Annotated in this window: 19 protein-coding genes; 15 read left to right on the top strand and 4 right to left on the bottom strand. The window is 69.1% G+C overall.

The window, feature by feature from the left end:
• Positions 1 to 19 precede the first annotated feature (19 nt).
• Positions 20 to 1,471 carry a pitrilysin family protein gene (locus VGI12_03720; protein HEY2431758.1) on the bottom strand — a complete coding sequence of 484 codons (1,452 nt, stop codon included), beginning with the start codon at positions 1,469 to 1,471 and terminating at the stop codon, positions 20 to 22.
• Positions 1,468 to 2,814 (bottom strand): pitrilysin family protein, encoded by a 1,347-nt coding sequence (locus VGI12_03715; GenBank protein HEY2431757.1) that lies wholly within the window; start codon positions 2,812 to 2,814, stop codon positions 1,468 to 1,470. The genes VGI12_03720 and VGI12_03715 overlap by 4 nt, the downstream gene beginning before the upstream one ends.
• Positions 2,815 to 2,898: 84 nt before the next feature.
• Here VGI12_03715 and VGI12_03710 point away from each other — a divergent pair, with 84 nt between their 5' ends.
• From VGI12_03710 to VGI12_03695, 4 genes are all read left to right on the top strand, one after another.
• Positions 2,899 to 4,065: a pyridoxal phosphate-dependent aminotransferase gene (locus VGI12_03710; protein HEY2431756.1), complete on the top strand. Its 1,167-nt coding sequence runs from the start codon at positions 2,899 to 2,901 to the stop codon at positions 4,063 to 4,065.
• Complete coding sequence (locus tag VGI12_03705; GenBank protein ID HEY2431755.1) at positions 4,055 to 5,614, top strand: 4-alpha-glucanotransferase; 1,560 nt, start codon at positions 4,055 to 4,057, stop codon at positions 5,612 to 5,614. Before VGI12_03710 ends, VGI12_03705 begins: the two co-directional genes overlap by 11 nt.
• Before the next feature lie 167 nt (positions 5,615 to 5,781).
• Entirely contained in the window at positions 5,782 to 6,000 is a 219-nt protein-coding gene (locus VGI12_03700; GenBank protein ID HEY2431754.1) for a hypothetical protein, read from the top strand.
• A 10-nt stretch (positions 6,001 to 6,010) separates the two neighbouring features.
• Positions 6,011 to 7,342, top strand: a complete 1,332-nt coding sequence (locus VGI12_03695) for a M20/M25/M40 family metallo-hydrolase (protein HEY2431753.1) — start codon at positions 6,011 to 6,013, stop codon at positions 7,340 to 7,342.
• Between the two features lie 11 nt (positions 7,343 to 7,353).
• Here VGI12_03695 and VGI12_03690 read toward each other — a convergent pair whose 3' ends face one another.
• The gene (locus tag VGI12_03690; protein HEY2431752.1) at positions 7,354 to 9,324 is read right to left on the bottom strand and encodes a discoidin domain-containing protein; all 1,971 of its coding nucleotides are present in this window, start codon (positions 9,322 to 9,324) and stop codon (positions 7,354 to 7,356) included.
• A gap of 431 nt (positions 9,325 to 9,755) precedes the next feature.
• Here VGI12_03690 and VGI12_03685 point away from each other — a divergent pair, with 431 nt between their 5' ends.
• The 9 genes from VGI12_03685 to VGI12_03645 all read left to right on the top strand — a co-directional run bounded on the left by VGI12_03685 (position 9,756) and on the right by VGI12_03645 (position 21,021).
• Positions 9,756 to 12,125: a PEGA domain-containing protein gene (locus VGI12_03685; GenBank protein HEY2431751.1), complete on the top strand. Its 2,370-nt coding sequence runs from the start codon at positions 9,756 to 9,758 to the stop codon at positions 12,123 to 12,125.
• 9 nt (positions 12,126 to 12,134) lie between these two features.
• Positions 12,135 to 13,061, top strand: a complete 927-nt coding sequence (locus VGI12_03680; protein HEY2431750.1) for an energy transducer TonB — start codon at positions 12,135 to 12,137, stop codon at positions 13,059 to 13,061.
• 46 nt (positions 13,062 to 13,107) lie between these two features.
• On the top strand, positions 13,108 to 14,274 hold the full coding sequence (locus VGI12_03675; GenBank protein ID HEY2431749.1) for a hypothetical protein: 1,167 nt from the start codon (positions 13,108 to 13,110) through the stop codon (positions 14,272 to 14,274).
• Between the two features lie 23 nt (positions 14,275 to 14,297).
• Positions 14,298 to 15,581: a M23 family metallopeptidase gene (locus VGI12_03670; protein ID HEY2431748.1), complete on the top strand. Its 1,284-nt coding sequence runs from the start codon at positions 14,298 to 14,300 to the stop codon at positions 15,579 to 15,581.
• A gap of 128 nt (positions 15,582 to 15,709) precedes the next feature.
• Positions 15,710 to 16,927 carry a DUF1015 family protein gene (locus VGI12_03665; protein ID HEY2431747.1) on the top strand — a complete coding sequence of 406 codons (1,218 nt, stop codon included), beginning with the start codon at positions 15,710 to 15,712 and terminating at the stop codon, positions 16,925 to 16,927.
• The gene (locus tag VGI12_03660; protein HEY2431746.1) at positions 16,924 to 18,174 is read left to right on the top strand and encodes an NAD(P)-dependent oxidoreductase; all 1,251 of its coding nucleotides are present in this window, start codon (positions 16,924 to 16,926) and stop codon (positions 18,172 to 18,174) included. Before VGI12_03665 ends, VGI12_03660 begins: the two co-directional genes overlap by 4 nt.
• A 1-nt stretch (position 18,175) precedes the next feature.
• Positions 18,176 to 19,273, top strand: a complete 1,098-nt coding sequence (gene serC, locus VGI12_03655) for a 3-phosphoserine/phosphohydroxythreonine transaminase (GenBank protein HEY2431745.1) — start codon at positions 18,176 to 18,178, stop codon at positions 19,271 to 19,273.
• Positions 19,274 to 19,299: 26 nt separating this feature from the next.
• Complete coding sequence (locus VGI12_03650) at positions 19,300 to 20,016, top strand: hypothetical protein (protein ID HEY2431744.1); 717 nt, start codon at positions 19,300 to 19,302, stop codon at positions 20,014 to 20,016.
• Between the two features lie 144 nt (positions 20,017 to 20,160).
• Positions 20,161 to 21,021 carry a fatty acid desaturase gene (locus tag VGI12_03645; GenBank protein HEY2431743.1) on the top strand — a complete coding sequence of 287 codons (861 nt, stop codon included), beginning with the start codon at positions 20,161 to 20,163 and terminating at the stop codon, positions 21,019 to 21,021.
• 7 nt (positions 21,022 to 21,028) lie between these two features.
• Here the strand turns inward: VGI12_03645 and VGI12_03640 are convergent, their stop codons facing one another.
• Positions 21,029 to 21,928 carry a hypothetical protein gene (locus VGI12_03640; protein HEY2431742.1) on the bottom strand — a complete coding sequence of 300 codons (900 nt, stop codon included), beginning with the start codon at positions 21,926 to 21,928 and terminating at the stop codon, positions 21,029 to 21,031.
• 18 nt (positions 21,929 to 21,946) lie between these two features.
• On the opposite strand from VGI12_03640, the gene VGI12_03635 reads away from it, so the two are divergent.
• The gene (locus tag VGI12_03635; protein HEY2431741.1) at positions 21,947 to 23,065 is read left to right on the top strand and encodes a hypothetical protein; all 1,119 of its coding nucleotides are present in this window, start codon (positions 21,947 to 21,949) and stop codon (positions 23,063 to 23,065) included.
• Between the two features lie 85 nt (positions 23,066 to 23,150).
• Positions 23,151 to 26,384 (top strand): prolyl oligopeptidase family serine peptidase, encoded by a 3,234-nt coding sequence (locus VGI12_03630; GenBank protein ID HEY2431740.1) that lies wholly within the window; start codon positions 23,151 to 23,153, stop codon positions 26,382 to 26,384.
• The last annotated feature ends 11 nt before the right edge of the window (positions 26,385 to 26,395 follow it).

Raw genomic sequence — 26,395 nt, 5'->3', positions numbered from 1 at the left:
GATCACCCCAGGGGCAAGGTCACTTCACGATCTCCGACGGCTCGACGACGGTCAAGGGGCCGAGGTTCAGGGATCGGACGCCAGCCTCGATCGCCTTCCGGTCGCCGACGATCACCACGGCAAACCTGTCCGGCTGAATGTACTTGTCCGCTGCTCGCTGGACCTCGTTCGCCGTCACCGCCTCGATGCGGCGCGAAAACGACTCCCAGTAATCGGCTGGGAGATCGTAGGTGAAGATCTGCGACAGTGCCGCCGCGGCGTCGCGCTCGGTCTCGAAGTAGCGCGGCACGAGACGCTCGGCGAAGTTCTTCGTCCTGGCCAGCTCGTCGGCCGGGATCGGCGGGTGGATGTTGGCCAGCTCGACGAAGAACTCCTTCAGGGCGTCGGCGGTCTTGTCGGTCTGCACGCCGGCGGACGCGTAGAACAGGCCGCCGACACGGCGCATGTCGAAGCGGGACCCGGCGCCGTAGGCGTAGCCGTGTACCTCGCGCAGGTTGTGATTGAGGCGCGAGGTGAACGATTCGCCGAGCACGCCGCTCAGCACCCGCAGCGCGAAATAGTCGGGCGTCGAGCGCTGCACGCCCACCCAGCCGATCCGGATCTGCGACTGCGCGGCGCCGGGCTTGTCGATCAGATACACGTGCCGCGCCGTGAGCTGCGGCGGGTCCGCGAGCGGAGGCGCCGGCGTCCCGGCGCCAGTCGGCTTCCATGTTCCGAGGCTGGACTCGAGCATCGGGACGAGGGAATCCGCGGTGACGTCGCCGACCACCACGAGCCGCGCGTTCGACGGACGGTAGTGCGCGTCGTGGAACGCAACGAGATCGGCCGGTGTGATCGCCTTGATCGCGGTTTCCGTTCCCATCACCGGCGCGCCATAGCGGTGCCGCGCGCCAAAGACCACGTGCGGGAATGCGAGCTGAATCAGCTCCTCGGGGTCGTCCTGCGCCTCGAGCAAACCGGCGAGACGCTCCTCGCGCAGCCGCTTCAGCTCCGACTCCGGAAACGTCGGACGCGCGACGACGTCGGCCATGACGGCGAGCGCCTCGCTGAGCCGCGCCACCGGCACGTGCAGATCGACGGTCGACGCGTCGATGCCGGCGGCGGCCGACAGATCCGCGCCGAGGAAGTCGATGGCGTCGGCGATCTCGAGGGCGCTGCGCTGGCCGGCCCCCTCGTCGAGCATCGCGGCGGTGAAGCTGGCGGCGCCGTAGCGGCCGGCGGGGTCGGCCGCTGCGCCGGCGCGGATTGTCAGCGCCAGGTGCACGGTCGGGACCTTGTGCTCGCCCATCACCCAGACCTGGAGGCCGTTCGAGAGCGTCCGCGTCTCGATCGGCGGGATGCGCAGCGCCGGCGGGGGGCCGACCGGCGGCGCCTGCGCGCGGTCCGGTCCCTGCTGCGCGTTCAGGACAGCCGAGGCAAATGCCGCGAGGGCGACCAGGATGATCCGGGCGGCGCGGTTGAAGCACCTCATTTCTTCGGCTCCACCACCAACTCGACCCGGCGGCTCGACGGCAGGAAGGCCAGCGCGGCGGCGGTGATGTCGTCGGGCGCGAGCGCCCGGTAGCGCGAAAGGTCCTCGTTGAAATACCCCGGGTTTCCGGTGTCGGCGTAGTAGGCGTTCATCTGGTCGCCGACGCCGCCGAACCCGCCGACCCGCTCCATGCGGTCGTAGAAGGACGACTCCACCTGGTTGATCGCTCGTTGGAACTCCCGCGCCGAGGGGTTCGCTCTCTGCAGGTTGGCGATTTCCTCGTCGACAATCGTCCTGATGCGATCGATCGGGACACCAGGCCGAGCGGTGACGACGATCTGATACTCCGAGTTGAGGGTCTTCGAGGACTGATAGGCCGCCACGTCCTGCGCGATCTGCAGGTCGTAGACGAGCCGCTTGTAGAGCCGCGAGTTCTTGCCGCCGGCCAGGATCAGCGAGAGCACGTCGAGCTCCGCGTCCCCGGGCGCCAGGTGCGGCGGCGTGATCCACGTCAGGTAAAGGCGCGGCAGCTGGACGCGGTCCTGAATCGTCTTCTTCTCGACGTGCTGCAGATCCGGGTGCGGGTAGTCGATCGGGCCGATGTGCGTCGTACCGACCGGCACGTCCGCGAACCATCGCTCCACCGACGCCCTGGCTTTCACCGGATCGATATCGCCGGCGATCACCAGGCTGGCGTTGGCCGGCTGATAGTAGGTCTTGAAGAACTGCACGACGTCTGCGTAGCTGGCGGCGCTGAGATCCTCCATGTAGCCGATCGTCGGCCACGAATAGGGATGCCCTTTCGGATAGAGCATCTGCGCGATCTCGATCGGCGCCATGCCGTAGGGCGCGTTCTCGTAACTCTCGCGACGCTCGTTCTTGACGACGTCGCGCTGCGCGTCGACTGTCTTCGGCGACATCGCGTCGAGCAGGAAGCCCATCCGGTCGGATTCGAGGAACAGCGCGAGGTCGAGCGCGTTCGACGGGATGTCGATGTAGTAGTTGGTGCGGTCCTCCGCGGTGGACGCGTTGTTGGTGCCTCCCACCGATTCGAGGAGCTGATCGAAGTTTCCGTAGGGCACGTCCTTCGATCCCATGAACATCAGATGTTCGAAGAGATGCGCGAAACCGGTGCGGCCGGGCTTCTCGCGCGCCGAGCCGACGTGATACCAGACGTTGACGGTGACCAGCGGTACCGTATGGTCCTCGTGCAGGATCACGTGTAATCCGTTGGCAAGGTCGAATTGCGTGTAGGAGACGTCGAGAGGGCGGGCGGCCGGCTGGGCCGCGGCGTGACCGGCGACGGCGAGGACGGCCAGCACGATCGGAAGCAGTCGCCGCATCGTTCAAGAATACGCCAGGGCGCCAGCGCCCGGCGGTGGCTGGCGCGACGTCCGCGGACGAACCGCTCGGATACCATGGATACGATGTTTTCGACGCGCGTGCCGGACGACCGCGTCCCGACGCGTCTGGCACGCGCGCTGGCGGCGGCGCGGGGCCGCGGCGGCTTCGTCGACCTGACGCTCTCGAATCCGACCTGTGCCGGGTTGCCCTATCCCGCGCAGCTGCTCGACGCGCTCGCCGATCCGGCCTCCCTGACCTACCGGCCGGCGCCGCTCGGACTCGAACCGGCTCGCGCCGCCGTCGCGGCCACCTACGCCGCGCGGGGCCTGCCGGCCGACCCGGAACGGATCGTGCTGACAGCGAGCAGCAGTGAGGCGTACTCGATCCTGTTCAAACTGCTGTGCGATCCCGGCCGGTCGACCGTGCTGACGCCGATTCCCAGCTATCCGCTCTTCGATCACCTGGCGCGGCTCGACGGCGTGGCCGTGCGCCGCTATCCGCTCGCGTATCACGGCGCCTGGACGGTGGACGCCGCTGGACTCGATGCGGCCTGGACGGCCGACACGCGCGCGGTGCTGGCGGTCAGTCCGAACAACCCGACCGGCTCGATCCTCCACGACGGCGACGCGGCCGAGCTGGCATCGCGCTGCACGGCGCGCGGCGCCGCGCTCGTCGTCGACGAGGTGTTCCACGACTATCCGTTCGGCGATCGGTTCGACGAACCGGCGGCGCTGCGGCGGCCCGACTGCCTGGTGGCGCGCCTCGGCGGACTCTCGAAGAGCGTCGGCCTGCCACAGGTCAAGCTCGGGTGGATCGCGATCGACGGCCCGGCCGCGCTCGTCGCCGAGGCGCTCGATCGGCTCGAGCTGATCGCCGATACCTATCTGTCGGTGTCGACGCCGGTCCAGGTGGCGGCCCCCTCGCTGCTGCGCGACGCCGCCCCGGTACGCGACGCCATCCGCGCGCGCGTTCGCGCCAACCACGCGGCGCTTCATCGTCTTGCCGCCGCCGCGCCGTCGGTCACCGCACTGCCGGGCGACGGCGGCTGGTCGGCGGTGCTGCGCGTGCCCGCGACCCGCCGTGAGGAGGATCTGGTGGTGGCGCTCGCCGAGCAGGACCACGTCGGCGTGTATCCGGGGTACTTCTTCGATTTTCCACACGAGGCGTTTCTCGTCGTGTCGCTGCTGGTCGAGCCGGAGATGTTCGCGCGCGGTGTGACGCGCGTGCTGGAGCGCGTCGATGCCGCGTGACTTCTTCCACGATCGTCATGCCGGCCTGCTGGTGCCGCTCTTCTCGATCCCATCGCGCACGAGCTGGGGGATCGGCGAGCTCTCGGACCTGCCGGCGCTCGGCGCGTGGCTGTCGGACGCCGGCTTCTCGTTCGTGCAGCTGCTGCCGCTCAACGAAATGGCCGGCGGACAGAATTCTCCCTACTCGGCGTTGAGCGCGATGGCGATCGATCCCATTTTCATTGCGCCGTCGGGGGTGCCGGACATCGAGGCGCTCGGCGGCGAGGCGGTGCTCGACGAGCGCGAGCGCCGGCAGCTCGAGGCGGCGCGGCGTGCGCCGACCATCGACTACGGCCAGGTGCGGGCGCTCAAGACCAAGGCATTTCGCGCCGGCTTCGCGCGCTTCCTCGAGGTCGAATGGCGCGCCACGACGCCGCGCGCGCGGCGGCTGCAGCGGTTCACCGAGCGCGCCCGCTGGTGGCTCGACGCCTACGCGATCTTTCGCGCCCTGCACGCCCGCTACGAAGGGCGCGCCTGGACCGAGTGGGAGCCGGCGCTGCGCGACCGCAGCCCCGCGGCGCTCGCGCAGGCGCAGGCCGAGCTCGGCGAGGAGGTTCTCTTCTACGCCTATCTGCAGTGGCTCGCCGCCGAACAGTGGGCGCAGGCGCGCGAGGCGGCCGAGGTCGGCGTCTTCGGCGACTTTCCGTTCATGGTCAGCGGTGACAGCGCGGACGTGTGGTCGCGTCAGGAGGACTTCCGGATGGATGCCTCGGTCGGTGCGCCGCCCGACGCCTTTTCCGAGACCGGCCAGGACTGGGGCTTCCCCGCGTATCGCTGGGACCGCGTCGCCGCCGGCGGGTTTCAATGGCTCGCCGCGCGCGCCCGCCGCAACGCGGAGCTGTACGACGCGTATCGCGTCGATCATCTCGTCGGCTTCTTCCGCACCTACGTTCGCGAAACAGACGGGCGCGCCGGCTTCGTTCCCGGCGACGAGCCCGCGCAGGTGCGCCAGGGCGAGCGCGTGCTCGAGGTGCTGAGCGCCGCCGGGGCGCGCCTCATCGCCGAGGATCTCGGCGTGATTCCAGGCTTCGTTCGCGACGCGCTGCTGCGCCTCGGGATTCCCGGCTTCAAGGTGCTTCGCTGGGAGCGCGACTGGGATCGGGAGGGCCAGCCGTTCAGGGATCCCGGGCGCTATCCGGCGGTCTCGGTCGCGACCAGCGGTACACACGACACCGAGCCGAATGCGCAATGGTGGGACGAGGCGCCGATCGAGGAGCGCCGCGCCGCCGTCGCCGTGCTCGGGGAGGGGCTGCGGGATCCGGACGCGCCGTTCGACGAACGCATCCGCGACGCGATCCTCGACACGCTGTTCCTGTCGGGCTCGGACATCGCGCTCGTGCCGATTCACGACGTCTTCGGCTGGCGCGAGCGGATCAACACGCCCGCGCTGGTGAGCGACGCCAACTGGACATGGCGCCTGCCGTGGCCCGTGGACGCCCTGCAGGCGCATCCGATGGCCGCCGAACGCGCCGTCTATCTGCGCGAGCTGATCGCTCGATCACGCCGCTAGGCCGGCGGCTGGAGGAGCCGACGCTCGCGTGCCGGGTCGGCGTTGCTCCGTATAATACGGTCGATGCCGCGCCGCCGCCGGCTGCTTGCCGTTCCAGGTATTTTGGTTCCCGTCACGGCACTCTTCGTGCCCGTGACGGGCGGTTCGGCTTCTGCAGGGATCCTCTTTTGAAGTCACGCGCGCGGACACTCCTGTGCTGTGTCGTGCTCGAGCTCGGAGCGCTGACCGGCGTGCCGATGCGGCCCGGCGAGATTCAGGCGCTGATGCATACGCTCGCCCAACCGAAGCTCGCGCGGACCAATCCGGACAAGCCCGACGAGGCGGATCCGCCCGTCTCGACTGACGGCGCGGTGGCGATCCGCCCCGGATGGAAACGATTGCCATAGAATTCCGCCCATGTTCCGCCCAGCCGCCGTCTTCGTCCTCCTGCTGATGTCGCGCGCCGCATTCGCCCAGGCGCCCGACTGGACCGCCGTCGAGCGCGAGGCGGTGAAGACCCTGCAGGACTACGTCCGCATCAACACGTCCAACCCGCCCGGCGACGTGACGAAGGCGGCCGACTACCTGCAGGCCCTGCTGAAGACAGAGGGGATCGAGGTCACGCGCTACGAGTCGGGCCCCGGACGCTCCATCCTGCTGGCGCGGCTCAAGGGGGACGGCACCGGCGGCAAGGCGATTCTCCTCGAAAGCCACATGGACGTCGTACCGACGGACCCGTCCCGATGGCAGGCGGACCCGTTCGGCGCGGCGATCGCCGACGGGAAGATGTGGGGGCGCGGCACGATCGACATGAAGGGGATCGGCACCAGCTACCTCTACGCCTTCCTCGAGCTGCATCGCCTGCACGTGCCGCTCACGCGCGACGTGCTGCTGATGTTCGTGCCCGATGAAGAGGTCGGGGGAGAGATGGGGGCGAAGTGGATGCTGGCCAACCACTACGCCGAGCTCGATCCCGAGTACGTGATCGACGAAGGCGGTTTCGGCAGCCGCGACATGTTCACTCCCGGCAAGCTGGTGTTCGGCATCTCGGTCGCCGAGAAGCGGATCATGTGGCTCCGCCTGCGGGCCGAAGGGGTCGCCGGACACGGGTCGCAGCCGCACGACAAGAACCCGAACGAACACCTGGTGGCCGCGCTGTCGCGTCTGTTCGCGCAGCCCCCGGCCGCGGCTCCCTTTCCGGTCGTCGACACGATGAAGCAGCGCATCGGCGCGCCGCTCACGGAGAACAAGTTCAATCGCGCGATCCAGACGTCGACCATCTCCCTGACCAGCCTGCGATCCGGCGTCGGCGATCCGCCGCGCGCCAACGTCATTCCGTCCGTCGCCGAGGCGACGATCGACTGCCGCGTGCTGCCGGGCATCAGCAAGGAAGACTGGCTGGCGAGCATCGAGGAGCGCCTCGCCGATCCGACGGTGAAGATCGAGATCATCAACGCGGGCGACGATCCGGTCGTCTCGACGCAGGATTCGCCGCTCTATCGCGCCCTCGAGGCCGCCGTGAAGCGGCAGCATCCCGACGCGATCGTCACGCCGATGACCGTCCCCTACGGGACCGACGGCAATGCCTACCGCCCGCGCGGCGTCAAGGCGTACGGATTCTTTCCGGGCATCATCCCGGCAGCGTCCATCCTCTCGATGCACGGAGACGCGGAGTTCATCCCGGCCGACGCGCTGGGGCCGGCGATTCAGATCCTCTTCGACGCGCTGAAGCAGACCGCGGCCCGGTGAACGGCCGCGCCTCAGGCGCCGAAGATCGTGACCGCCGCCGTTCCGAACATCGGCGCGTTGACCCGTACGAACCGCGCCGAGACGTCGGGCAGCAGCACCCGCACCGGCACGCCGAGCGGATCCCGCAGTGCGCCGGCCAGCGTCGCGCCGGCCGCCGGCTCCGCAGCCGCGGTCGTCCACGATCGTCCGTCTTCGGAGATCTGCACCTCCACCGTGGCGTGCAGCAGCGTGTAGTGCCCGCGCGTGCGGATCTCGACGGCCCGCATCCGGCGCGGCGCGCCGAGGTCGAACGTCAGCCATCCGTCGCGTTCGATCCCCTCGATGCCGCGCAACGCCGGGCCGGGCGTCACCTGCGGCGCGAACGGGGCTGCCGGCAGCAGGTACAGGCGACCCACGCTATTGATGCCGATCAAGCGTGACTCGCTCTGGGCATCCATGAAGCTCACCCACTGCGGTGCCGCGGCATGGTTCGCGACGACCGCCACGTAGAGCGGATGGCCGCGCCGCAGCTCGGTGAGGATCGACGGATCGCGGCGGATGAGCGCCCACTGGATGACCGACATCTGCGGCGGCACGTAGCCCGCGTATCCGTTGACGACCGGCAGGTGGTGCGAGGTGACGCGGTACATCGCCGCGATGTTCACCAGGTCGTCGTCGGCCGGCAGCTCCAGTACGTGGGCGCCGGCGGCGAGCGGCGTGCCAAACGGCGGCGGCGGCACGCCGAGCGGCATCGGCAGGATCCAGCCGTCGACCACGGCCAGCGCACACACCAGTGACGCGATCCCGAGCGAGCGGCGGCGATCGTCGGTCAGCGCCGCGACCGCAAGGCCGGCCGCTATCGAGAGACACAGCGTGGCCAGCATGAAAAAACGGGCTGGTACGCGCAGGGCGCTGAAGCCCGGCAGCCACGCGATCCAGTCGTATGCGTGCCATAGCGACCCGCTCGACCACTGGGTGGGCGAGGGGCCGGCCGACAGCCATGCGAAGAGCAGCGCGCTGCCCGCATAGAACAGGAACGTGCGGCTCAGGACGCGGCGCCGCCGGAAGATCAGCGCGGCGAGAACGGCGAGCAGGCCGGCAAGGCCGGGGAAGAGAAAGTCCTCCTGCGTCCGTGCCGCGTGGACGGGCCAGAACCGCACCAGCGGCGAGGCGTGCGTGAACGACGCCCAGGTGGAACCGAACATCTCCATCTCGGTTCGCGTTCGCGACAGGTTCAGCCGTTGCTGCACGCGGTAGTACTCGGAGAGCACCGGCAGCAACGGCAGCGACGAGACCACCCAGGCCCCCGTCACCGCCGCCGCCCGCCGCCACTCGCCGGCCCGGCAGGTGAAGACGGCGATCCAGAGCGCGACGAGCACCGCGAAGAAGAACAGGTAGTAGCCGTTCGACAGCGACTGCAGCAGCCACGCCACCGCAAACACCACCAGCCAGCGGCGCCGCCCGTCCGCGCGGTAGGCGTGCAGCGCAAGCAGCGCGACCGGCATCCACCAGGTGACCAGGACCTGCAGGTGCGACAGCTGCGAGGCTCGGTATGGGGCGAAGAGCCAGATCAGGCCGGCGCACCAGGCGGCGTCGCGCCGGCCGGTGAGACGCTGCACCAGCGCGTGCACCGCCAGCCCCGACCACCAGACCGAGGCGATCAGCAGCAGGTTGTAGGCGAGGAGCGGTGATCCGCCGAGCCACTGGATCGGCGACCCGAGGACGCCGATGCCGGCCTCGTGTTCGGTGAGCGCCAGCGCATCGGGCATCGGCCAGTAGAAAGGCGCGTTCCACATGGCGCGCGACAACGGCACCGTGTGCGCGTTCCACCAGAGGATGAACGTGTTGAGAAGCGGATCACCGGGGTCGGAGGGGAAACGGCTCGCAAGGTGGAGCGGCAGCGGCCACGACCAGGCGGCGGCGAGAAGGAGGTAGGCGGCGGCCAGTGCCGCAGCCGCCCGCGGTGCCGCCGCCGAAGGTGCTAAAGGGGCTAAAGGGGCCAAGGGGGCTAAGGGTGCTGGTGCTAAGGGTGCCAACGGTGCTGGTGCTAAGGGTGCCAACGGTGCTGGTGCCAAGGGTGCGACCGGACGGTCTGCATCGCCAGCCACCTACTGCACCGGCACCGCTACCCACCGCGTGCTCCGCACCTTTACCAGCCCCATTAGCACCAGCACCCTTAGCCCCCTTGGCCCCCTTAGCACCTGCGGCGTCACCTTCACGCGCGCCAGCCTCCCCTCCGCATCTGTTCTCAGCGCAGCAGAATAGGGGACTCGATTACAAAAACGCAAACGGGCCGACAGCATTGCAATCGCGGCGCGTCGGCGCGTCGGGGACCGCGGTCACTGATCTGTAGCGTTCGGTGCAGGTTGCGAGCATCCGCGGCAGCGCTGGTATCCGTGGTCCGGCCGTTGCACCGCCGCCGCACGACACCATTATGGCTATCGCACCCGCCACCGCCGAACGTCCGGAAGCGCCCTTGTTCGCCGACGGTCTCGGCGAGCGTGTTGTCGCCATCGACGCCCCCACGGGCGACCTGCTGCAGATTCTGCGCGTCCGTCCGCAGCTGCTGGCGGTCCCCTCGTTCGAGTTCGCGTTGCGCGAGCGCGCGGCGCGGCTGGCCAACTTCCGCCACGCCTACTACGCGCGTGTCCGCCGCATCGATCGTCATCCGGGCGGCCTGGCGATCGTGTCGGACCACGTCGAAGGCGTGCGACTCTCGGAGATGTTGCGGGTCGCGCACGCACGCGGACTGACCCTCGAGCTCAACGCCGCGCTGTGCCTGCTGCGCCAGCTCGTGCCGTCGCTGGCGCTCCTGCACGAGAACGCCCGCGACGTGGCGCACGCGATCGTCGGGCCCGAGCGCCTGATCGTCACCCCGCGCGCGCGGCTCGTGGTCGTCGAGCACGTGCTCGGATCGGCAGTCGAGCAGCTGCAGTTCAGCCGGGAGCGCCTCTGGCAGGAGCTGCGCGTCGCCGTGCCGGCCTCGGCCGGCCCGACCCGCTTCGATCATCGCGCCGACGTCACCGCGATCGGCCTGACGGCGCTCGCGCTCGTGCTCGGACGTCCGCTGACCGACGACGAATATCCGCATCGTGCGACGGCGCTGCTCGGCGACGCGCGGGCCCGTGGCGCCGACGGCGAGTCGCAGCCGCTGCCCGACTCCCTCCACACGTGGATCGCCCGCGCGCTGCAGCTCGATGGCCGCCAGGGCTTCACCTCCGCGACCGACGCGCAGATCGCGCTCGAGGACGCGCTTGCCGAGGACACGGGATTCATCGCGGCGCCGGTGGCGCTCGAGACGTTCCTGTCGCGCTACATCTCCGCGATCCTGGAGCCGTCGACGCCAGTCGCGCAGGCGCCGAAGCCGGCCGCCGCGCCGGTCGCGCCGGTCGAACCCGTGCCCGCGCCGAGGCCGCTCGCCAACGCCAATGTCGCGCCCATCGTGGTCGCGGCGCCGCTGCCGCAGGTCATTGTTGCGCCTCCGGCGGTTGCGCCTGCGGCGATTGCGCCTCCCGTGGCTATGCCTCGGGCCGCCGCGTCTTCGGCTGCCGCGCCGATCGCCTCTGCGACGATCGTACCCGTGGCGCCGGTCGCACCCGTCACGATCGCGCCTCCGGTTGCGCCGCCGCCGCCCGTCGCTGCGGCGCCGGCACCCGCGTCGGACGTCGAGCTCTACACGCCCGCGCCGGTCGCACCTTCAGTCGCGCTGCCATCATCGCCGGCGCCGTCGCCCGCGGTGCCGCCGCGCGACATCACCGATCTGCTCCGGGACCTCGACCTGCCGGGCGCCCCCGCCTCCGCGCAGGCGACGGAGCGCCAGACGGAGTCATCCACGCCGGTGCGTCGGGGCGGCGGCTCCGGAAACTGGCGCTGGATCGCCGCGGCTGCGCTCGGGCTCGTCGTGCTCGTCGGGGGCGGCATTGCCGCCACGCGCGTCTACCGGAAACCGGCCGCGCCGTTGCTCGGCACGCTCTCGGTGCAGACCAATCCTGCCGGTGTGCCCGTCTTCATCGACGGAGTGGCCCACGGCAGCACGCCGGCGCGAATCTCGCTCAGTTCCGGCTCGCACATTCTCGAACTGCGCGGCCACGGCGTGCCGCGCGTCATCCCGGTCACCATCACGAGCGGCGCGGAAGCATCGCAGTATCTGGAGCTGACCGAAGCTCCTTCGACCGGCAGCCTGCTCGTGCAGTCAGATCCGGCGGGCGCTCGTGTGACGATCGACGGCACCGACCACGGCCCCGCCCCGGTCAGCGTCACCGATCTCGCGCCGGGCGAGCACGAACTCCTGCTGCAGGCCGAGGGCGCGACGCCGGTGCGCCAGAAGGTGACCATCCAGGCAGGCGTCACCGCGTCGATTCTCGCGCCGGTCGCCACCGCGTCGGCGGGTCCGGTGTCGGGCTGGATCACCGTGAAGGCGCCGGTCACGATCGAGCTGCGTGAAGGCGGCCGCCTTGTCGGCACCTCCGACGCCGACAAGATCATGATGGCGGCCGGCCGCCACGACGTCGAACTGGCCAACCAGACGCTGGGCTACCACTCGACCCGCACCATTCAGGTGCCGCCCGGCAAAGTGACCGCGATCGCCGTCGATCTGCCGCAGGGGACGATCAACGTCAACGCCTCGCCGTGGGCGGAAGTGTTCATCGACGGCCGCCGCGTCGGCGAGACGCCGATCGGCAACCTGTCGCTGCCGATCGGTCCGCACGAGGTGCTGTTCCGTCATCCTCAGCTCGGGGAAAAACGCCAGGCCGTGTCGGTCACGCTGAATGCGCCGGCGCGGTTAGTCGTTGACATGAAATAGGGGAAGACCATGCACTCACCTTCACGCCTGATTCTGCCGTTCCTGCTGGCTGCCGCGATGACCCGTGTCGCGTTCGGCCAGGTGCCGTCGCGCGATGGCATCGGCGCCGCGCGCGATCTCTACGCGTCGGCGCGCTACGACGAAGCGCTCGCCGTGCTGAACGACCTGCGTCCCACCGAAGCGCCCGGATCGGGGGTCGATCTGAAGTCGGTCGAGCAGTATCGGTCGCTCTGCCTGCTCGCGCTCGGCCGCGGCAACGAGGCGGAAGCCGCGATCGGCGCGGTGGTCACCGCCGATCCCGCCTACCTGCCGGGCGACGCCGAGGCGTCGCCGCGGGTGCGCACCGCGTTCTCGGACGTTCGCAAGAAGCTGCTGCCCGACATCGCGGCCAAGCGCTACGGCGATGCGAAGGCCACCTTCGATCGCAAGGACTACCTGCGCGCCGCCGCGCAGTTCCAGCAGGTGATTGCGCTGCTCGACGATCCGGACATGGGCGGCCGGCTCGCCGACCTGCGGACGCTGGCGGCCGGTTTCCTCGATCTCGCGACCGCCGCGGCGACGCCGCCCGAGCCGCCGAAGCCGCCGGCCCCGGTCGCGGCTCCGACGGCGCCCGCGCCAGTCGTTCCGACGCCGGATCCGAATCGCATCTACACCGCGGCCGACGCCGACGTCGTGGCGCCGGTGATCGTGACACAGGACATGCCGCGACTCCTGCCGATCATGAAGCAGCAGGCGCGCTCGCGCGGCGTCGTCGAAGTGGTCATCGACGAGCAGGGGCGCGTCGCGGCGATTGCGGTGCGTGAGTCGATCCAGCCGATGTACGACGCGCAGCTGCTCGCCAAGGGGCGCGACTGGCACTATCAGCCGGCGACGATCAACGGCAAGCCGGTGAAGTACCGGAAGCTGATCCAGCTGAACATCGCCGGTCAGCTGTAGTCCGGCGCGCTGCCGGCTGGCAGGGAATTGGCAGCGGATCGCGGCCATGCAGAGCCGCATCTCGCTCGCCGAGCTCATCGATAGCGACCTCCCCCTGCGGACAGAGGAGGCCGTGACCATCCTCCGCGAAGTATGCCGGCAGTACAGCGCCGGCATTCTCCATGGCATTCCGAACGCGACCGTCATCAGGCTGACGCCGGAGGGTTCGGTCGTCGTCGAAGGACCGGTCAGCCGTGACCAAGATCCCGTTCACGCCGCGGCCGAGCTGCTGACAGATGTGCTGCCGGGCTTCGACGCGCCGGCTGGATACAGAGTGCCGGGCGGGCTGCGTCTCGTGCTCGCGCGTGCCTTGCGGCGCATCGATCTGCCGCCGTTCGCCGACGTTGCCGACTTCTGCGAAGCGCTCGCGCGCTTTGCGAGCCCGGATTCGCGCGAGACCGTGCGCGGGTTGTTTCACGGATGGTCCGCGCGGCGCGCGTTGGCGCCCGAGCGGATTGCTGCGCACGAGCTGACCATCTCCGACATCCGGCGCGCACGGCGCGCGACCGGTCTGACGCTCGAAGACATCGCGCGCGGCTGCGCGGTGCCGGCCTGGCGGCTGCGCGAGCTCGAATGGGGATATCTGTACAACTGGACCGCAGACGAGCGCGGACGCGCCGAGCTGGGCAGCTACGCTCGTGCCGCGGGACTCGACGCGGCGCTCGTCACGTCGGTCGCCTGGCCGCTCCTGGCAACCGCGGCCGTGCAGCCGGCCGCCGGCGCCACCTTGCCCGCTCTCGCTGGCGTCGAGTGGACAATCCTGCCGGAGCCGCCGGCGATTGCGGCGCCGATTCCGTGGCCGGTGAAGCCACTCGCGCCGCCGCAGCGGCCGGTGGTGACGCGCCATCGCTGGGCTCTCGCCGTAGCGGCCGCGATCCTGATCGTCTCGGCGTCGATCGGGCTGCGCCCTGACCCCCCGGCGGCCACCCTCGCGGCGGCAGAGCCCCGCGCGGAGGCGATACCGGCGGAATCGACCGCCGCTTCCCCGACCTCGGAGCTGACTCCACCGATCGCGGCGCCGAAACCGGCGCGGGCCCGCGCGCGCCCCGTGGCCTACGAGCGTCCGTCCGAGACCACGCGCGCGCGCGCAGCGAAGAGCCGCCCTCGGCCGGCACCGCCGCCGCAGCACAAGTCGTTCCTCAAGCGCGAACTCTTTCGCATCGTCTTCCGCTGATCATCGGGTAAACTGGCCGTAAGTTGATCAGTCTGAGGCAGTTGCTGTGCGCCGCCGCCGGCGTGGCCGGAATGATGTGTGTGGCCTGCGCCGCCGCCGTTCCAGCCGACGCTCCACCCAGGCTCGCGCGCGCCGACGTGCGGCTGGCCGCCGAAACGGAGACGATCGAGGCGCTCGTGCCGCGCAACGCCACGCTCGACAGCCTGCTGCGCGCGCAGCATATCCAGCAGTCGCTCGTCGTGGGCGTCGTCGGCGCCGCGCGTACCGTTTTCGATCCGCGACAGATCCGATCGGGGCGTCCGTACCGGCTCGTCCGCTCGCTCGACGGCCTGCTCAGTGAGTTCGTCTATGAGATCGACGCGGATCGGTTTCTCCGCGTCGCGGCGCCGGATCGCGAGCATCCCGATGCGCTCGACGCGAAGGTGCTGCCGTTCGACAAACAGATCGACGTCGCCCTCGTCGACGCTCGAATCGAGAAGGGGGCGCCCTCGCTGATCGCCGCCATCGAACGAGCCGGCGAGAACATCCAGCTCGCGCTGGGGCTGGCCGACGTGTTCAGCGGGCAGGTCGACTTCAACACCGAGCTGCAGCCGGGCGATCGCTTCCGGGTGCTAGTCGAGAAGAGCACCCGGGACGGCCAGTTCTCGAGCTACGGCGCCATCGTCGGCGCATCGCTGGTGGTCGACGGGCATACCGTGCAGGGCTTCCGCTGGGTCGATCCGGCTACCGGGAAGGCGGGCTATTACGACGAGCACGGGCGCTCGCTGCAGCGTTTTTTCCTCAAGTCGCCGCTGAAATTCGAGCCGCGAATCACCTCGCGTTTCAGCCAGCATCGGTTGCATCCGATCGACAACGTCGTCAAGCCGCACCTCGGCGTCGATTTCGCGGCCCCGGCCGGGTCGTCGGTGGTGGCCGTGGCGGCCGGGACCGTCGTGTCGGCGAGCTTCAGCGGCGGCAGCGGCAACATGGTGCATCTGAAGCACGCCGGCGGCTTCGAGACCTTCTATCTGCACCTCTCGTCGTTCGGACCCGGCGTTCGCGCGGGCACGCACGTGGCGCAGGGGCAGATCGTCGGCCGCGTCGGCATGACCGGATCGGCGACCGGCCCGCATCTCGACTACCGTTTGAAGCGCGAGGGGGTGTTCGTCAACCCCGTGTCGTTCCACGCGCGGCAGGCGCCGGGCGAGCCGATTTCGGCCGCGTTGCTGCCGGTGTTCGCCACCGCCCGCGATGCGTCGCTGTCCCGCTTGAATCCGACGCTGCTCGCCGCCGCCGGGCCTTCGCCTAAGCCTGACGCCATCCACTGAATCGCAGCGGAGAGTTGGAAGCTGCGCTCTGGAGATTGATCTCCTGAGTCGTGCGCGTCTCTGCGTCGGCCGGTGATGGAGATCGGCTGGAGAACCCCAGCCTCCAGCCTCCGCGCTAAGATACACGGATGTCTCTGCTCCGCCCATTCCGAGCCGTCCGTCCGGTACGGGAGCGCGCGGCCGCGGTGTCCTCCGTTCCCTATGACGTCGTCAGCACCGACGAGGCGCGGCGGCTCGTCGAAGGCAATCCGCTCAGCTTCCTTCACGTCACCCGTTCGGAGATCGATCTGCCCGGCGGCACCGATCCGTACACCGCGCAGGTGTACGCGCGGGCGCAGGCGAACTTCGCGGCGCTCCGCCGCGATGCGCCGCTCGTCGAAGAGGACGCGCCGTCGATCTATTTGTACCGACTCCGCATGGGCGGCCACGAGCAGACGGGCGTCGCGGCGTGCTTCTCGCTCGACGAGTACGACCAGGATCTGATCAAGAAGCACGAGCGGACGCGGCGGGACAAGGAAGACGATCGCACCCGGCACATCGTCGAGCTGCGGGCGCAGACGGGCGTGGTCTTCCTCACCTACAAGGCGAGCGACGAGCTCGATCATCTGTGCCGCCTGGTGACCGCCGACGAGCCGATCTACGACTTCCGCGCCGACGACGGAATCCACCACACGATCTGGAGGGTGCCGGCGCGGGAGACCAAGGCGATCGTGGACGCTTTTGCGGCGATTCCGGCGTTGTACATTGCCGATGGCCACCATCGGGCGGCGAGCGCCGCGCGGGCGCGGGCCGAGCTCACGGCGCGCGGGGAGGCGGGCGAGGCGAACGCGTTCATCGCGGTGGCCTTTCCGGACAACCAGATGCAGATTCTTCCCTACAACCGCATCGTCAAGGACCTTGCCGGCCAGACGCCGGCGCAGTTCCTCGCGGCGCTCCGCGAGCGGGTGCCGGTGCAGCCGGGCGTGGCGACTCCGGCGGGGAAGGGACAGGCGTCGATGTACCTCGACGGCGCGTGGTACGGGCTCGATTTGTCGGCGCTCCAGCCGGCCGACGGCTCGCGTGCCGCTGCGCTCGACGTGGCGCTGCTGCAGCAGCACGTGCTCGAGCCGCTGCTGAAGACTGGCGACATCCGCACCGACAAGCGGATCGACTTCGTCGGCGGGGCGCGCGGCACCGCCGCGCTCGAAGCCGCGGTCGAGGACGGACGCGCCGCCGTCGCCTTCTCGATGCATCCGGTGACCATCGCCGACCTGATGTCGATCTCCGACGAGGGGGGCATCATGCCGCCGAAGTCGACCTGGTTCGAGCCGAAGCTCCGCGACGGGCTGCTGATCCACACGCTATGAAGGTGCTCATCGCCGACCCGTTCGAGAAGAGCGGTCTGGAGGGGCTGCAGACGGCAGGCTGCGAGATCGTCTACGAGCCGGACCTGAAGGACGAGTCGCTGACGCGGGCGATCGGCGCGCACGGCGCCGAGGTCCTGGTCGTGCGCGGCACGAAAGTGACGGCGCCGATGCTCGACGCCGGACGGCTGTCGCTCATCGTGCGGGCCGGCGCCGGCTACAACACGATCGACGTGGCCGAAGCTTCCCGCCGCGGCATCTACGTCTCGAACTGCCCGGGCAAGAACGCGATTGCGGTGGCGGAGCTGGCGTTCGGCTTGATGCTCGCGCTCGATCGCCGCATTCCCGACAACGTGGCGGAGCTGCGCGCGGGCTCCTGGAACAAGAAGGAATACTCCCGAGCGCAGGGCCTCTACGGGAGAACGCTTGCCCTGATCGGCGTCGGCAGCATCGGCCGGGAGATGATCCGCCGCGCCGCCGGCTTCGGGATGCCGGTGGTGGTCTGGAGCCGCCGCTTCGACGGCGAGCGGCGGCCGATGACTGACCTCGAAGCGCGCGAGCTCGGCGTCGAGCCCGCGCTGCGGGCGATCCCGATCGACCTCGTCCCGACGCCCGCCGACGCCGCCGCGTGCGGCGACGTCGTCAGCCTGCACGTCGCGCTCGCTCCCGAGACGAAGCACCTCGTCGATGCCGGCCTGCTGGCGCGGATGAAGCCGCGCGCGATGCTGATCAACACGGCGCGCGGCGAGGTGATCGACTACGCGGCGCTCGCCAGCGCCGTCCGGGAGCGCGGTCTGAGAGTGGGCCTCGACGTCTACGCCAGCGAGCCGGCGGCGGCGGCCGCGCCATTCGCCGACCCGCTCGTGTCGCTGCCCGGCGTCTACGGCACGCATCACATCGGCGCCTCGACCGAGCAGGCGCAGGAGGCGATCGCCGGCGAGACCGTGCGGATCGTCAGAAGCTACAAGGAAACGGGACGGGTGCCCAACGTGGTCAACCTGGCGAGGCGCACGCCGGCCACCCACATGCTCGTCGTCCGCCATCGCGACCGCCCCGGCGTGCTGGCGCACGTCTTCACCCACCTGCGCCAGGCCGACTTGAACGTGCAGGAAACCGAGAACATCGTCTTCGAAGGCGCCGAGGCGGCGGTGGCGCGGATCAATCTCGACGGGGCACCGTCGGACGATCTGTGCCGGACGATCAAGTCCGCCAATGCGGACGTGCTGGATTTGCAACTAGTGAGGCTGTGACATGACGACCGCGACGACGCATCGGATTTTCAATTTTTCCGCCGGCCCGGCAGTGTTGCCGCTCGAGGTGCTCGAGGAGGCGCAGCGCGACCTGCTGTCGCTGCCCGGCGTCGGCATGTCGATTCTCGAGGTCAGCCACCGATCGAAGGCGTTCGACGAGGTGATCCAGGGGTGCGAGGCCGACATGCGGACGCTGGCCGGCATCCCCGCGAACTACAAGATCCTCTTCCTGCAGGGCGGCGCGAGCCTGCAGTTCTCGATGGTGCCGATGAACCTGCTGCCGAGCGGCGGCTCGGCCGATTACATCGTGACCGGCGTGTGGGGGCAGAAGGCGGTCAAGGAAGCGAAGAAGGTCGGCGGCGTCAAGATCGCCGGCAGCACCGAGACGGGTCACTTCACGCGGGTGCCGAAGCAGGACGAGCTGACGCTCGATCCGAGCGCCGCCTACGTGCACATGACGTCCAACAACACGATCTACGGCACCGAATGGAAATGGCTGCCGGAGACCGGGAGCGTGGCGCTCGTCTCCGATATGTCGTCGGACATCTTCAGCGGTCCGGTGGACATCAAGAAGCACGCGCTCATCTACGCCGGTGCGCAGAAGAACCTGGCGCCCGCCGGCGTCACGCTCGTCATCGTCCGCGACGATCTGCTCGAACGCTCGCCGGCGTCCCTGCACACCATGCTCAGCTACAAGGTGCAGGCCGAGAACCAGTCGCTCTACAACACGCCGCCGGTCTTCGCGATATACGTGATGCGGCTGGTGATGGCGTGGCTGCTGAAGAACGGCGGCCTCGCGGCGGTCGACGCGATCAACCAGCGCAAGGCCGACACGCTCTACGCCGAGATCGATCGCAGCGGCTTCTACCGCGGCCACGCCGCGAACGACGCGCGGTCGCGCATGAACGTGACCTTCCGCCTTGGCAGCGAGGAGCTGGAGAAGAAGTTTGCCAAGGAGGCGACGGCCGCGGGCCTCGACGGCCTCAAGGGACACCGCTCGGTCGGCGGCATGCGCGCCTCGATCTACAACGCGTTCCCCGCGGCGGGCGTCGACGCGCTCGTGCAGTTCATGCAGGAGTTCGAGAAGAAGAACGGGTAGCGCCGGGAGGCCCCGCCCGAGCAGCGATGCAGACCTGCCCGAACTGCGGTACGGCGCTTCAGGTCGAATCGTCGGCCGAGTGTCCGCGCTGCGGCGTGGTGTTCGCCAAGCTGCACGGCCAGGAAGTGTGGCCGGTCGCTGGGCGCGTCGACGCGCCGCCGGCGGCGGACGTCGCGACGCCGGCGGCGAATCAGGCCTCGGACCTGGTGCGCATCGTGCGGTTCGCGACGCTCGTGGCGCTTGCCGTCTGGAGCGTCAGCCTCGCCCGAGTGGGGATCACCCCGAACGTGGACGGGTCGTTCCTGCACCTGCCGGATCTCGTCTTCCACGAAGCGGGCCACGTCATCTTCGGCTTCTTCGGCCGCTTCATGACCGTGCTCGGCGGCAGTCTGTTCCAGTGCCTCGTGCCCGTGCTCTGCGCGGTCGCATTCCTGCGGCAGCGAAACATGTTCGCGGCAGCGCTTTGCGTGTGGTGGCTCGGTCAGAACCTCCTCGATCTGGCCCCTTACATCGCCGACGCGCGTGCGCTGCAGCTGATCCTGCTTGGCGGTCACACCGGCGCCGAGGTCGAAGGGCACGACTGGGAGTACCTGCTCACCGAGCTGGGCTGGCTGCATCGCGACGTCACGTTCGGGCTCGCCGCCTACCGCGCCGGGCTGGTCACGATGGCGGCAGCCCTGCTGTGGGGAGCCGTCGCCGCCTGGCGCGAGGCTTCGACCCAGGCCACCGGCATCGACGCGTAGACCGCTGGGGGACGGGCCGACCCGAGCGACTGAACCGTTTAGCTCAATGTTTGCAACTGGTTACGATGGTACGAAAGTCTTACAATCGCCCTGGCTCAGGCTTGCTATCGTGAGGGCTCCCGGAACCGATTTCAGGAGCCAACATTGACGACACTCCGTAAGGCCGTGCGGACGGCCTACACGCTCTCGACCGTGAACTGGATCACCGCGTTTTTCATGATCGCCTTCCACGCTCTGGCGATCGTGGCGCTCTTTTTCTTCTCCTGGACCAATTTGCTCGTCGCGCTGGCGCTGCACTGGATGGCGGTCGGCTTCGGCATCAGCCTCGGCTATCACCGTCTGCATACGCACCGCGGCTTCAAGACGTCGAAGGCCTTCGAGTATTTCCTGGCCGTCTGCGGGACGATGACTCTCGAAGGCGGGCCGATCTTCTGGGTCGCCACGCATCGTCAGCATCATCAGCTCTCGGACCACGAAGGCGATCCGCATAGCCCGCGCGACGGCGCCTTCTGGGCGCACATGGGCTGGATCCTCTTCGGCGACACGCACCACAACAATACCGAGCTGATGGGGAAGTACGCGCCGGATCTCGGGCGCGACCCGTTCTACCGCTGGCTCAACTCGTATCACTGGATTCCGCTGACCGCGACCGGCCTGATCCTGCTCGCCATCGGCGGCTGGTCGATGGTCCTCTGGGGCATCTTTCTCCGCGTCGTCGTCGGGCTGCACGGTACCTGGCTCGTGAATTCCGCGACGCACATGTGGGGCACGCGCCGCTTCGAGACGCGCGACGACTCGCGCAACAGCTGGTGGGTGGCGCTCCTGACGTTCGGCGAGGGCTGGCACAACAACCACCATGCCCATCCCGTCTCGGCCCGCCATGGCCTCGCCTGGTGGGAGTTCGACATCTCGTGGATCACCCTGAAGGTGTTCAACGCGATCGGCCTGGTCAGCGATCTGAAGATGGCGAAGCTTCGCGAAGCCGCGATGGAAGAAGCGGCGTAGGCGAACCCTACAGACTTCCGGGAATGGCGTGGCGGGCACGAACCGTGACGCCTTTTCTTTTTGATTGCACATCCAGCGGACGCAGATCCGCCCTGGCGCCCACTGGCGGATCGGGCACGTTCACCACGTAGTAGTGCGCCGCCTCGCGCATGACGCTATCGGCGGCGGCGTCCAGATCGTTGACGTTGAGAAAGGCGTGGCCGCCCGTCTCGCGCGCAAAACCGATGTCCCCGGTGTCGACCTGTGTCGATCCAATGCCCTGCGGGTCGATGACGTAGTAGTTCACGTTGGAGAACGCCAGCTGTCGCAGGGCGTGGATCCACTCCGGCAGCAGGTCGGCGCCGTTGGCCGGCGGCGGCAGCGGCTTGTCGAGCCACGCAGGACCGACGGCGACGATCGTCTTGCGGCGGCCGGGAGCCTCGACGAGCTGCTGCGACAGCGAGGCGAGCGTGTCGAGCAGATGGCTGCCCTGGACGTCGTTGCGCATCGCGCCCGAGGCGCGCACCGAGTAAGCGTCGATGGCCTGCAGCAACCGGCCGCGGTCGCCCGTGCTCTCGGTGTGCGAACCGCTCAACGTCACCACCGCCATGCGATCGGCCGGCCCCATCCGGCTCACCAGCCGGCGTCCCGCTTCGTGGACACGGCCCATCATCTCGGGCCGCAGCGTCACGTCGTCGAGCAGCAGCACGACGAGGCGTCCGGCATAGTCGTCGGATTCAGGGTTCACCAGGGTCAGCGTCTCGACGGGGGCGCGGAACTGGCCAATCCGGACTTCCACGTCGGACGGCTTCAGATCCGTTACCGGCATGCCATTCCGATCCAGGGCCACGAAGTCGATCGTGAGCGTGCGAGGGGATGTCTGCGCCAGGACGGCCGCCGTGACGAGCGTCAACGCAATCCGCAGCATCTCTGGTAGTCTACGACCATGCGCGCCCGGCGCGTCCTTCCGGTTCTGCTTTTCGCCGCCATCGCGACGGCGGTCGCCGCCGCGGCTGTGCCGCAGACGCCAGCCCCCTTCACCGTTCACGAATGGGGCACTTTCACCTCGGTCGCCGGCGCCGACGGCCAGGCGGTGCGCTGGCTGCCGCAGAACGGTCCTGTCGATCTGCCCTGCTTCGTCGAGCACAACCCGCTGCAATTCAAGGGGTCTCTGTCGGGGACCGTGCGCATGGAAACGCCGGTCCTTTATTTCTACGCCCAGCAGCCGCTCGAGACTTCGGTACGCGTCGGCTTCCCGCAGGGCTACCTCAGCGAGTGGTATCCGCACGCCACCGTGACGACGGGGGCGACGGGAGTGACGACAAACGGAACGATCGCATGGCCGTCCGTCCAGGTTGCGCCAGGGACGGCCGGCGCCTATCCGCGCGAGAGCGGCGCCAGCCACTACTACGCCGCGCGCGCGACCGACGCCAGTCCGCTGCTCGTCGCCGCGCAGCCGGAGAAGTTCCTGTTCTATCGCGGCGTCGGCCAGTTCCAGCCGCCGCTGACAGCAATCGCGCGTGACGACGGCAGCGTCGCGGTACGATCGACCGCCGGCGCTCCCATCGGGGACGTCATCTATTTCGAGCGCCGCGGCGGTGCGCTGACCTTCACGTCGCGCCACGCCGCCTCCGCCGAGGTCCTCCTGGCGCGGCCCTCGCTCGACGATGCGTCGGGGGCGCCGCTTGCGGAGCTGAAGAAGATCCTCGTCGCCAACGGGCTCTACCCGCGCGAGGCGCAGGCGATGGTCGACACGTGGAAGGACTCCTGGTTCGAGGAGGGCGCTCGGCTGCTCTACGTCGTGCCGCGCGCCGACGTCGACGCGATCCTGCCGCTGTCGATGTCGCCAGGGCCGGCGGCCCTCGCGCGCGTGTTCGTCGGACGCATCGAGCTGATGACGCCCGCGACACTGCGCGACGTGAAGGCGGCCGTGACGTCGCGCGATCGCCGGATGCTCACGCGATACGGCCGATTCCTGCTGCCCATCGCCGGCCGGGCCGGGCTCACGCTGCCCGTCGATCTGGCGGCGACACTGGCCGACACGCCCGTCCCGACGTGCCGTTGATCTGCGCGCGCGCGGCCTCCGGTCGGACCGAGTAGCCGCGCGGCTCGTGGTCTCCGCTTCGGCGGTTCCGCGGTAATATCCGCGCGTGAAACACTCCACGCTCCGCTATAGCGCGCTCGTTGTCCTCGTCGCCTGTGCCTGCGCGCTGCCGCGTGCGCAGCAGCCGGCCGCCTCCGGCAAGAAGGTCCTCACAGCCGAGGACTACACCAGGTGGCGGACCATCGCGAGCCAGGAAATCTCCGGCGACGGGAACTGGGCCGCCTACGTGCTGTCGTTGACCAACGTAGTGCAGGCGGAGGCGAAACCGGTGCTGCAGCTGGTGCGGCTCGAATCCGGACAGCAGACGGAAGTCGCCAACGCGACGGCGCCGGCGTTCTCGGCCGACTCGAAGTGGATCGCCTATCAGGTCGACCCGTCGGGTGGGCGCGGCGGACGCGGACGCCGGGGCGGCGGCGCAGCCGCCAATCAGCCGGGCGCCGGCGGCGACACCGCGGTGCCGCCGGGATCTCCCACCGCTCAGCCGCCGGCCAATCCCGCTCAGGTAACGACGCCGCCGGGACAGAATCCGGCGACGCAGGCGACGCCGCCAGCGCAGCCCGCGACGTCGACGCCGCCTGCCGCCGCACCGCCCGTGCCGGTGCCGCCGGCGCCGGCCGACGCGCTGCCGCAGGGCGAGCGCGGCCGCGGTGCGGCGCAGGAGCAGCCGACCCGCGTCGAGCTGCGCAATCTCGCGACCGGCGCCGTGAAATCGTGGCAGGACATGCAGGGCTTCGTGTTCTCGCCAGCCTCGACCTTCCTCGCCATGAAGCGCCGTCCGGCGAACGCCAACGGCGGCCGCGGCGGCGGCGCGAACGCGAGCGGTGGCGATCAGAACAGCGGCGGCTCTGGAGGCGCGGCGGCGAACGCGGCGCCGGCGGGTCCGCGCGGCACCGACGTCATCCTGCACAATCTCGCGACCGGCCGCGATCAGCTGCTCGGCAGCGTCGGCGACATCGCGTTCAACAAGACTGGCGACCTGCTCGCCTACACCGTCGACGCCGCCGTCAAGGACGGCAACGGCCTCTTCGTCCTCGATCTACAGAGCGGCCGCATCCACGCGCTCGACAACGACGCGAAGGTCTACAACCGCCTGACCTGGAGCGACGATGGCAAGGCGCTCGCCGTCCTGAAGGGCGTCGACGTCGACAAGATGCGCGAGCGCGACAACGTCGTCCTCGCCTTCGCCGACGTCAAGACTTCGCTCGGCGATGCCGAGGCGCAGCCGTCGCTGCTCGATCGGACGAAGGCGAGCGGCTTTCCCAAGGGATGGATCGTGAGCGATCGCGCGGCGCTCGACTGGAGCGACGACGACAAGCGCGTGTTCTTCGGCGCCAAGTCGCAACTGTCCTCGCCTGAGAGCGGGCCGCGAAAGGGCACCGACGAGGAAGCCAATGTCGACGTGTGGAACACGTCCGATGAACGCGTCCAGTCGCTGCAGATGGCGCGCGCCGAACAGGATCGCAACTTCACGTTCCGCCAGGCGTTCGACGTCCCGGCTTCAAAGTTCGTCAAGCTCGCCGACGAGACGCTGCGCGACGTCGACGTGGCGCCGGACGGCCGCTGGGCGGTCGGACGCGACACGCGCGGCTACATCTCCGACTACAAGCGTCCTGCCGCCGACCTCTACCGCGTCGACACGACGACCGGCGAACGGACGCTGATGCTGAAGAACCAGATCATCAACACGTCCACCGGCAGCCACACCTTCGGCGTGTCGCCCGACGGTCGCTTCTTTCTCTATTGGAAGGATGCCAGATTCCAGGCCTACGACCTCGACGCCGGCACCTCGAAGACGCTCGGCGGCTCGATCACGGCGAGCTTCGTCGATCCGGAATTCGATCACCCCGGACCCAAACCCGCAGCCGGCATTGCTGGCTATACCGCCGACAAGAAGTCGGTGATCGTCGAGCAGCGCTACGACCTGTGGGAGCTGCCGCTCGACGGCTCGAACGGACGGAGCCTGACCAACGGCATCGGGACGAAGGGTGAAATCCGGCTGCGCTACGTGCGCACGCTGCCGCTCGATCCCAATCTCGGCAACATCGCTGGCGGCGGCGCCGGCGGTCCTGGCGGCGGATTCGGCGGCGGCGGCGGCCGCGGTGGAAACACTCTTGGGCGCGCGACGATCGATCTGACGAAACCCGTCCTCCTGTCAGCCTATGGAGAGTGGACGAAGAAGGCCGGCTTCTACGAGCTCGCCGGCGGCCAATTGAAGGATCTCGTCTACGAAGACGCCGCGTTCAGCAATCCCGTCAAGGCAGCGAACGCCGACAAGTACCTGTTCACGCGGCAGACCTTCGTCGACTTCCCCGATCTCCAGGTGTCTGGTCCGTCGCTGAAGGACGCCAAGAAAATCAGCGACGCGAATCCGCAGCAGAAGGAGTACGCGTGGGGCCACCGGCTGCTCTTCGACTACAAGCTGAAGGACGGCCAGCGCGCCCAGGGCATCCTCGCGATCCCCGATGACTACAAGCCGGGCGAGAAGCGGCCGATGCTGGTCACCTTCTACGAGAAGAACTCGCAGAACATGCACCGCTACAACGCGCCGTCGTATCTGACCGGCATGGGTTCGTCGCCGATGCAGGCGGTGAGCGAGGGCTACGTCACGATGATGCCCGACGTGTACTTCCACACCGGCGCGTCGCACAGCGACATGCTCGACGCGGTGGAAGCGGCGACGCGCCGCGTCATCGAGATGGGCTACGCCGATCCGAAGCGCATCGGCGTCAACGGCCACAGCTACGGTGGGGAAGGCGCGGCGTTCGTCGGCACGCGCTCGCGGCTCTTCGCCGCGGTCGGCATGGGCGCCGGCGTCGTCGATCTCTTCTTCGACTTCAACCAGAACTGGGGCTGGTCCTACAGCGTGCAGCAGCAGGGATCGGGCGGCGGCAACAACGCCTTCGACTACTACCTCTATTCGCAGGGACGCGAGGCGGTGTCGCCGTGGTCGAATCCCGAGCTGTACAACTTCGAGTCGGCGCTGATGCACGCGCCGGAAGTGACGGCGCCGTTTCTCATCGAGCACGGCGGCGCCGATCCGACCGTGCCCTTCACCAACGGGCTCGCGATGTACAACGCGCTGCGCTTCAACAACAAGAAGGCGGTGCTGCTGGCATATCCGGGCGAGGGCCATGGCTTGCGCGGCATGGCCAACCGCAAGGACCTGACGATCCGTTTCTTCCAGTTCTTCGATCACTACCTGAAGGGGGCGCCGGCCCCGAAATGGCTGACCGACGGCGTGCCGTTCTTGGACAAAGACAGCACGAAGGAATCGAAGTAGACGAAGGACAC

The sequence above is a fragment of the Vicinamibacterales bacterium genome (assembly GCA_036496585.1).
Classification (GTDB): Bacteria; Acidobacteriota; Vicinamibacteria; order Vicinamibacterales; family 2-12-FULL-66-21; genus JAICSD01.
The sequence above is the reverse complement of the archived record's forward strand: the minus strand, read 5'-3'. Positions and strand labels throughout refer to the sequence as shown.

Bases quoted from the DNA above. Each gene is read 5' to 3' on its own strand.
- VGI12_03650 (HEY2431744.1), top strand. From the start codon at position 19,300: ATGCAGACCTGCCCGAACTGCGGTACGGCGCTTCAGGTCGAATCGTCG.
- VGI12_03640 (HEY2431742.1), bottom strand. From the start codon at position 21,928: ATGCTGCGGATTGCGTTGACGCTCGTCACGGCGGCCGTCCTGGCGCAG.
- VGI12_03680 (HEY2431750.1), top strand. From the start codon at position 12,135: ATGCACTCACCTTCACGCCTGATTCTGCCGTTCCTGCTGGCTGCCGCG.
- VGI12_03675 (HEY2431749.1), top strand. From the start codon at position 13,108: ATGCAGAGCCGCATCTCGCTCGCCGAGCTCATCGATAGCGACCTCCCC.
- serC (HEY2431745.1), top strand. From the start codon at position 18,176: ATGACGACCGCGACGACGCATCGGATTTTCAATTTTTCCGCCGGCCCG.
- VGI12_03665 (HEY2431747.1), top strand. From the start codon at position 15,710: ATGTCTCTGCTCCGCCCATTCCGAGCCGTCCGTCCGGTACGGGAGCGC.
- VGI12_03705 (HEY2431755.1), top strand. From the start codon at position 4,055: ATGCCGCGTGACTTCTTCCACGATCGTCATGCCGGCCTGCTGGTGCCG.
- VGI12_03720 (HEY2431758.1), bottom strand. From the start codon at position 1,471: ATGAGGTGCTTCAACCGCGCCGCCCGGATCATCCTGGTCGCCCTCGCG.
- VGI12_03660 (HEY2431746.1), top strand. From the start codon at position 16,924: ATGAAGGTGCTCATCGCCGACCCGTTCGAGAAGAGCGGTCTGGAGGGG.
- VGI12_03695 (HEY2431753.1), top strand. From the start codon at position 6,011: ATGTTCCGCCCAGCCGCCGTCTTCGTCCTCCTGCTGATGTCGCGCGCC.
- VGI12_03635 (HEY2431741.1), top strand. From the start codon at position 21,947: ATGCGCGCCCGGCGCGTCCTTCCGGTTCTGCTTTTCGCCGCCATCGCG.
- VGI12_03715 (HEY2431757.1), bottom strand. From the start codon at position 2,814: ATGCGGCGACTGCTTCCGATCGTGCTGGCCGTCCTCGCCGTCGCCGGT.
- VGI12_03685 (HEY2431751.1), top strand. From the start codon at position 9,756: ATGGCTATCGCACCCGCCACCGCCGAACGTCCGGAAGCGCCCTTGTTC.
- VGI12_03710 (HEY2431756.1), top strand. From the start codon at position 2,899: ATGTTTTCGACGCGCGTGCCGGACGACCGCGTCCCGACGCGTCTGGCA.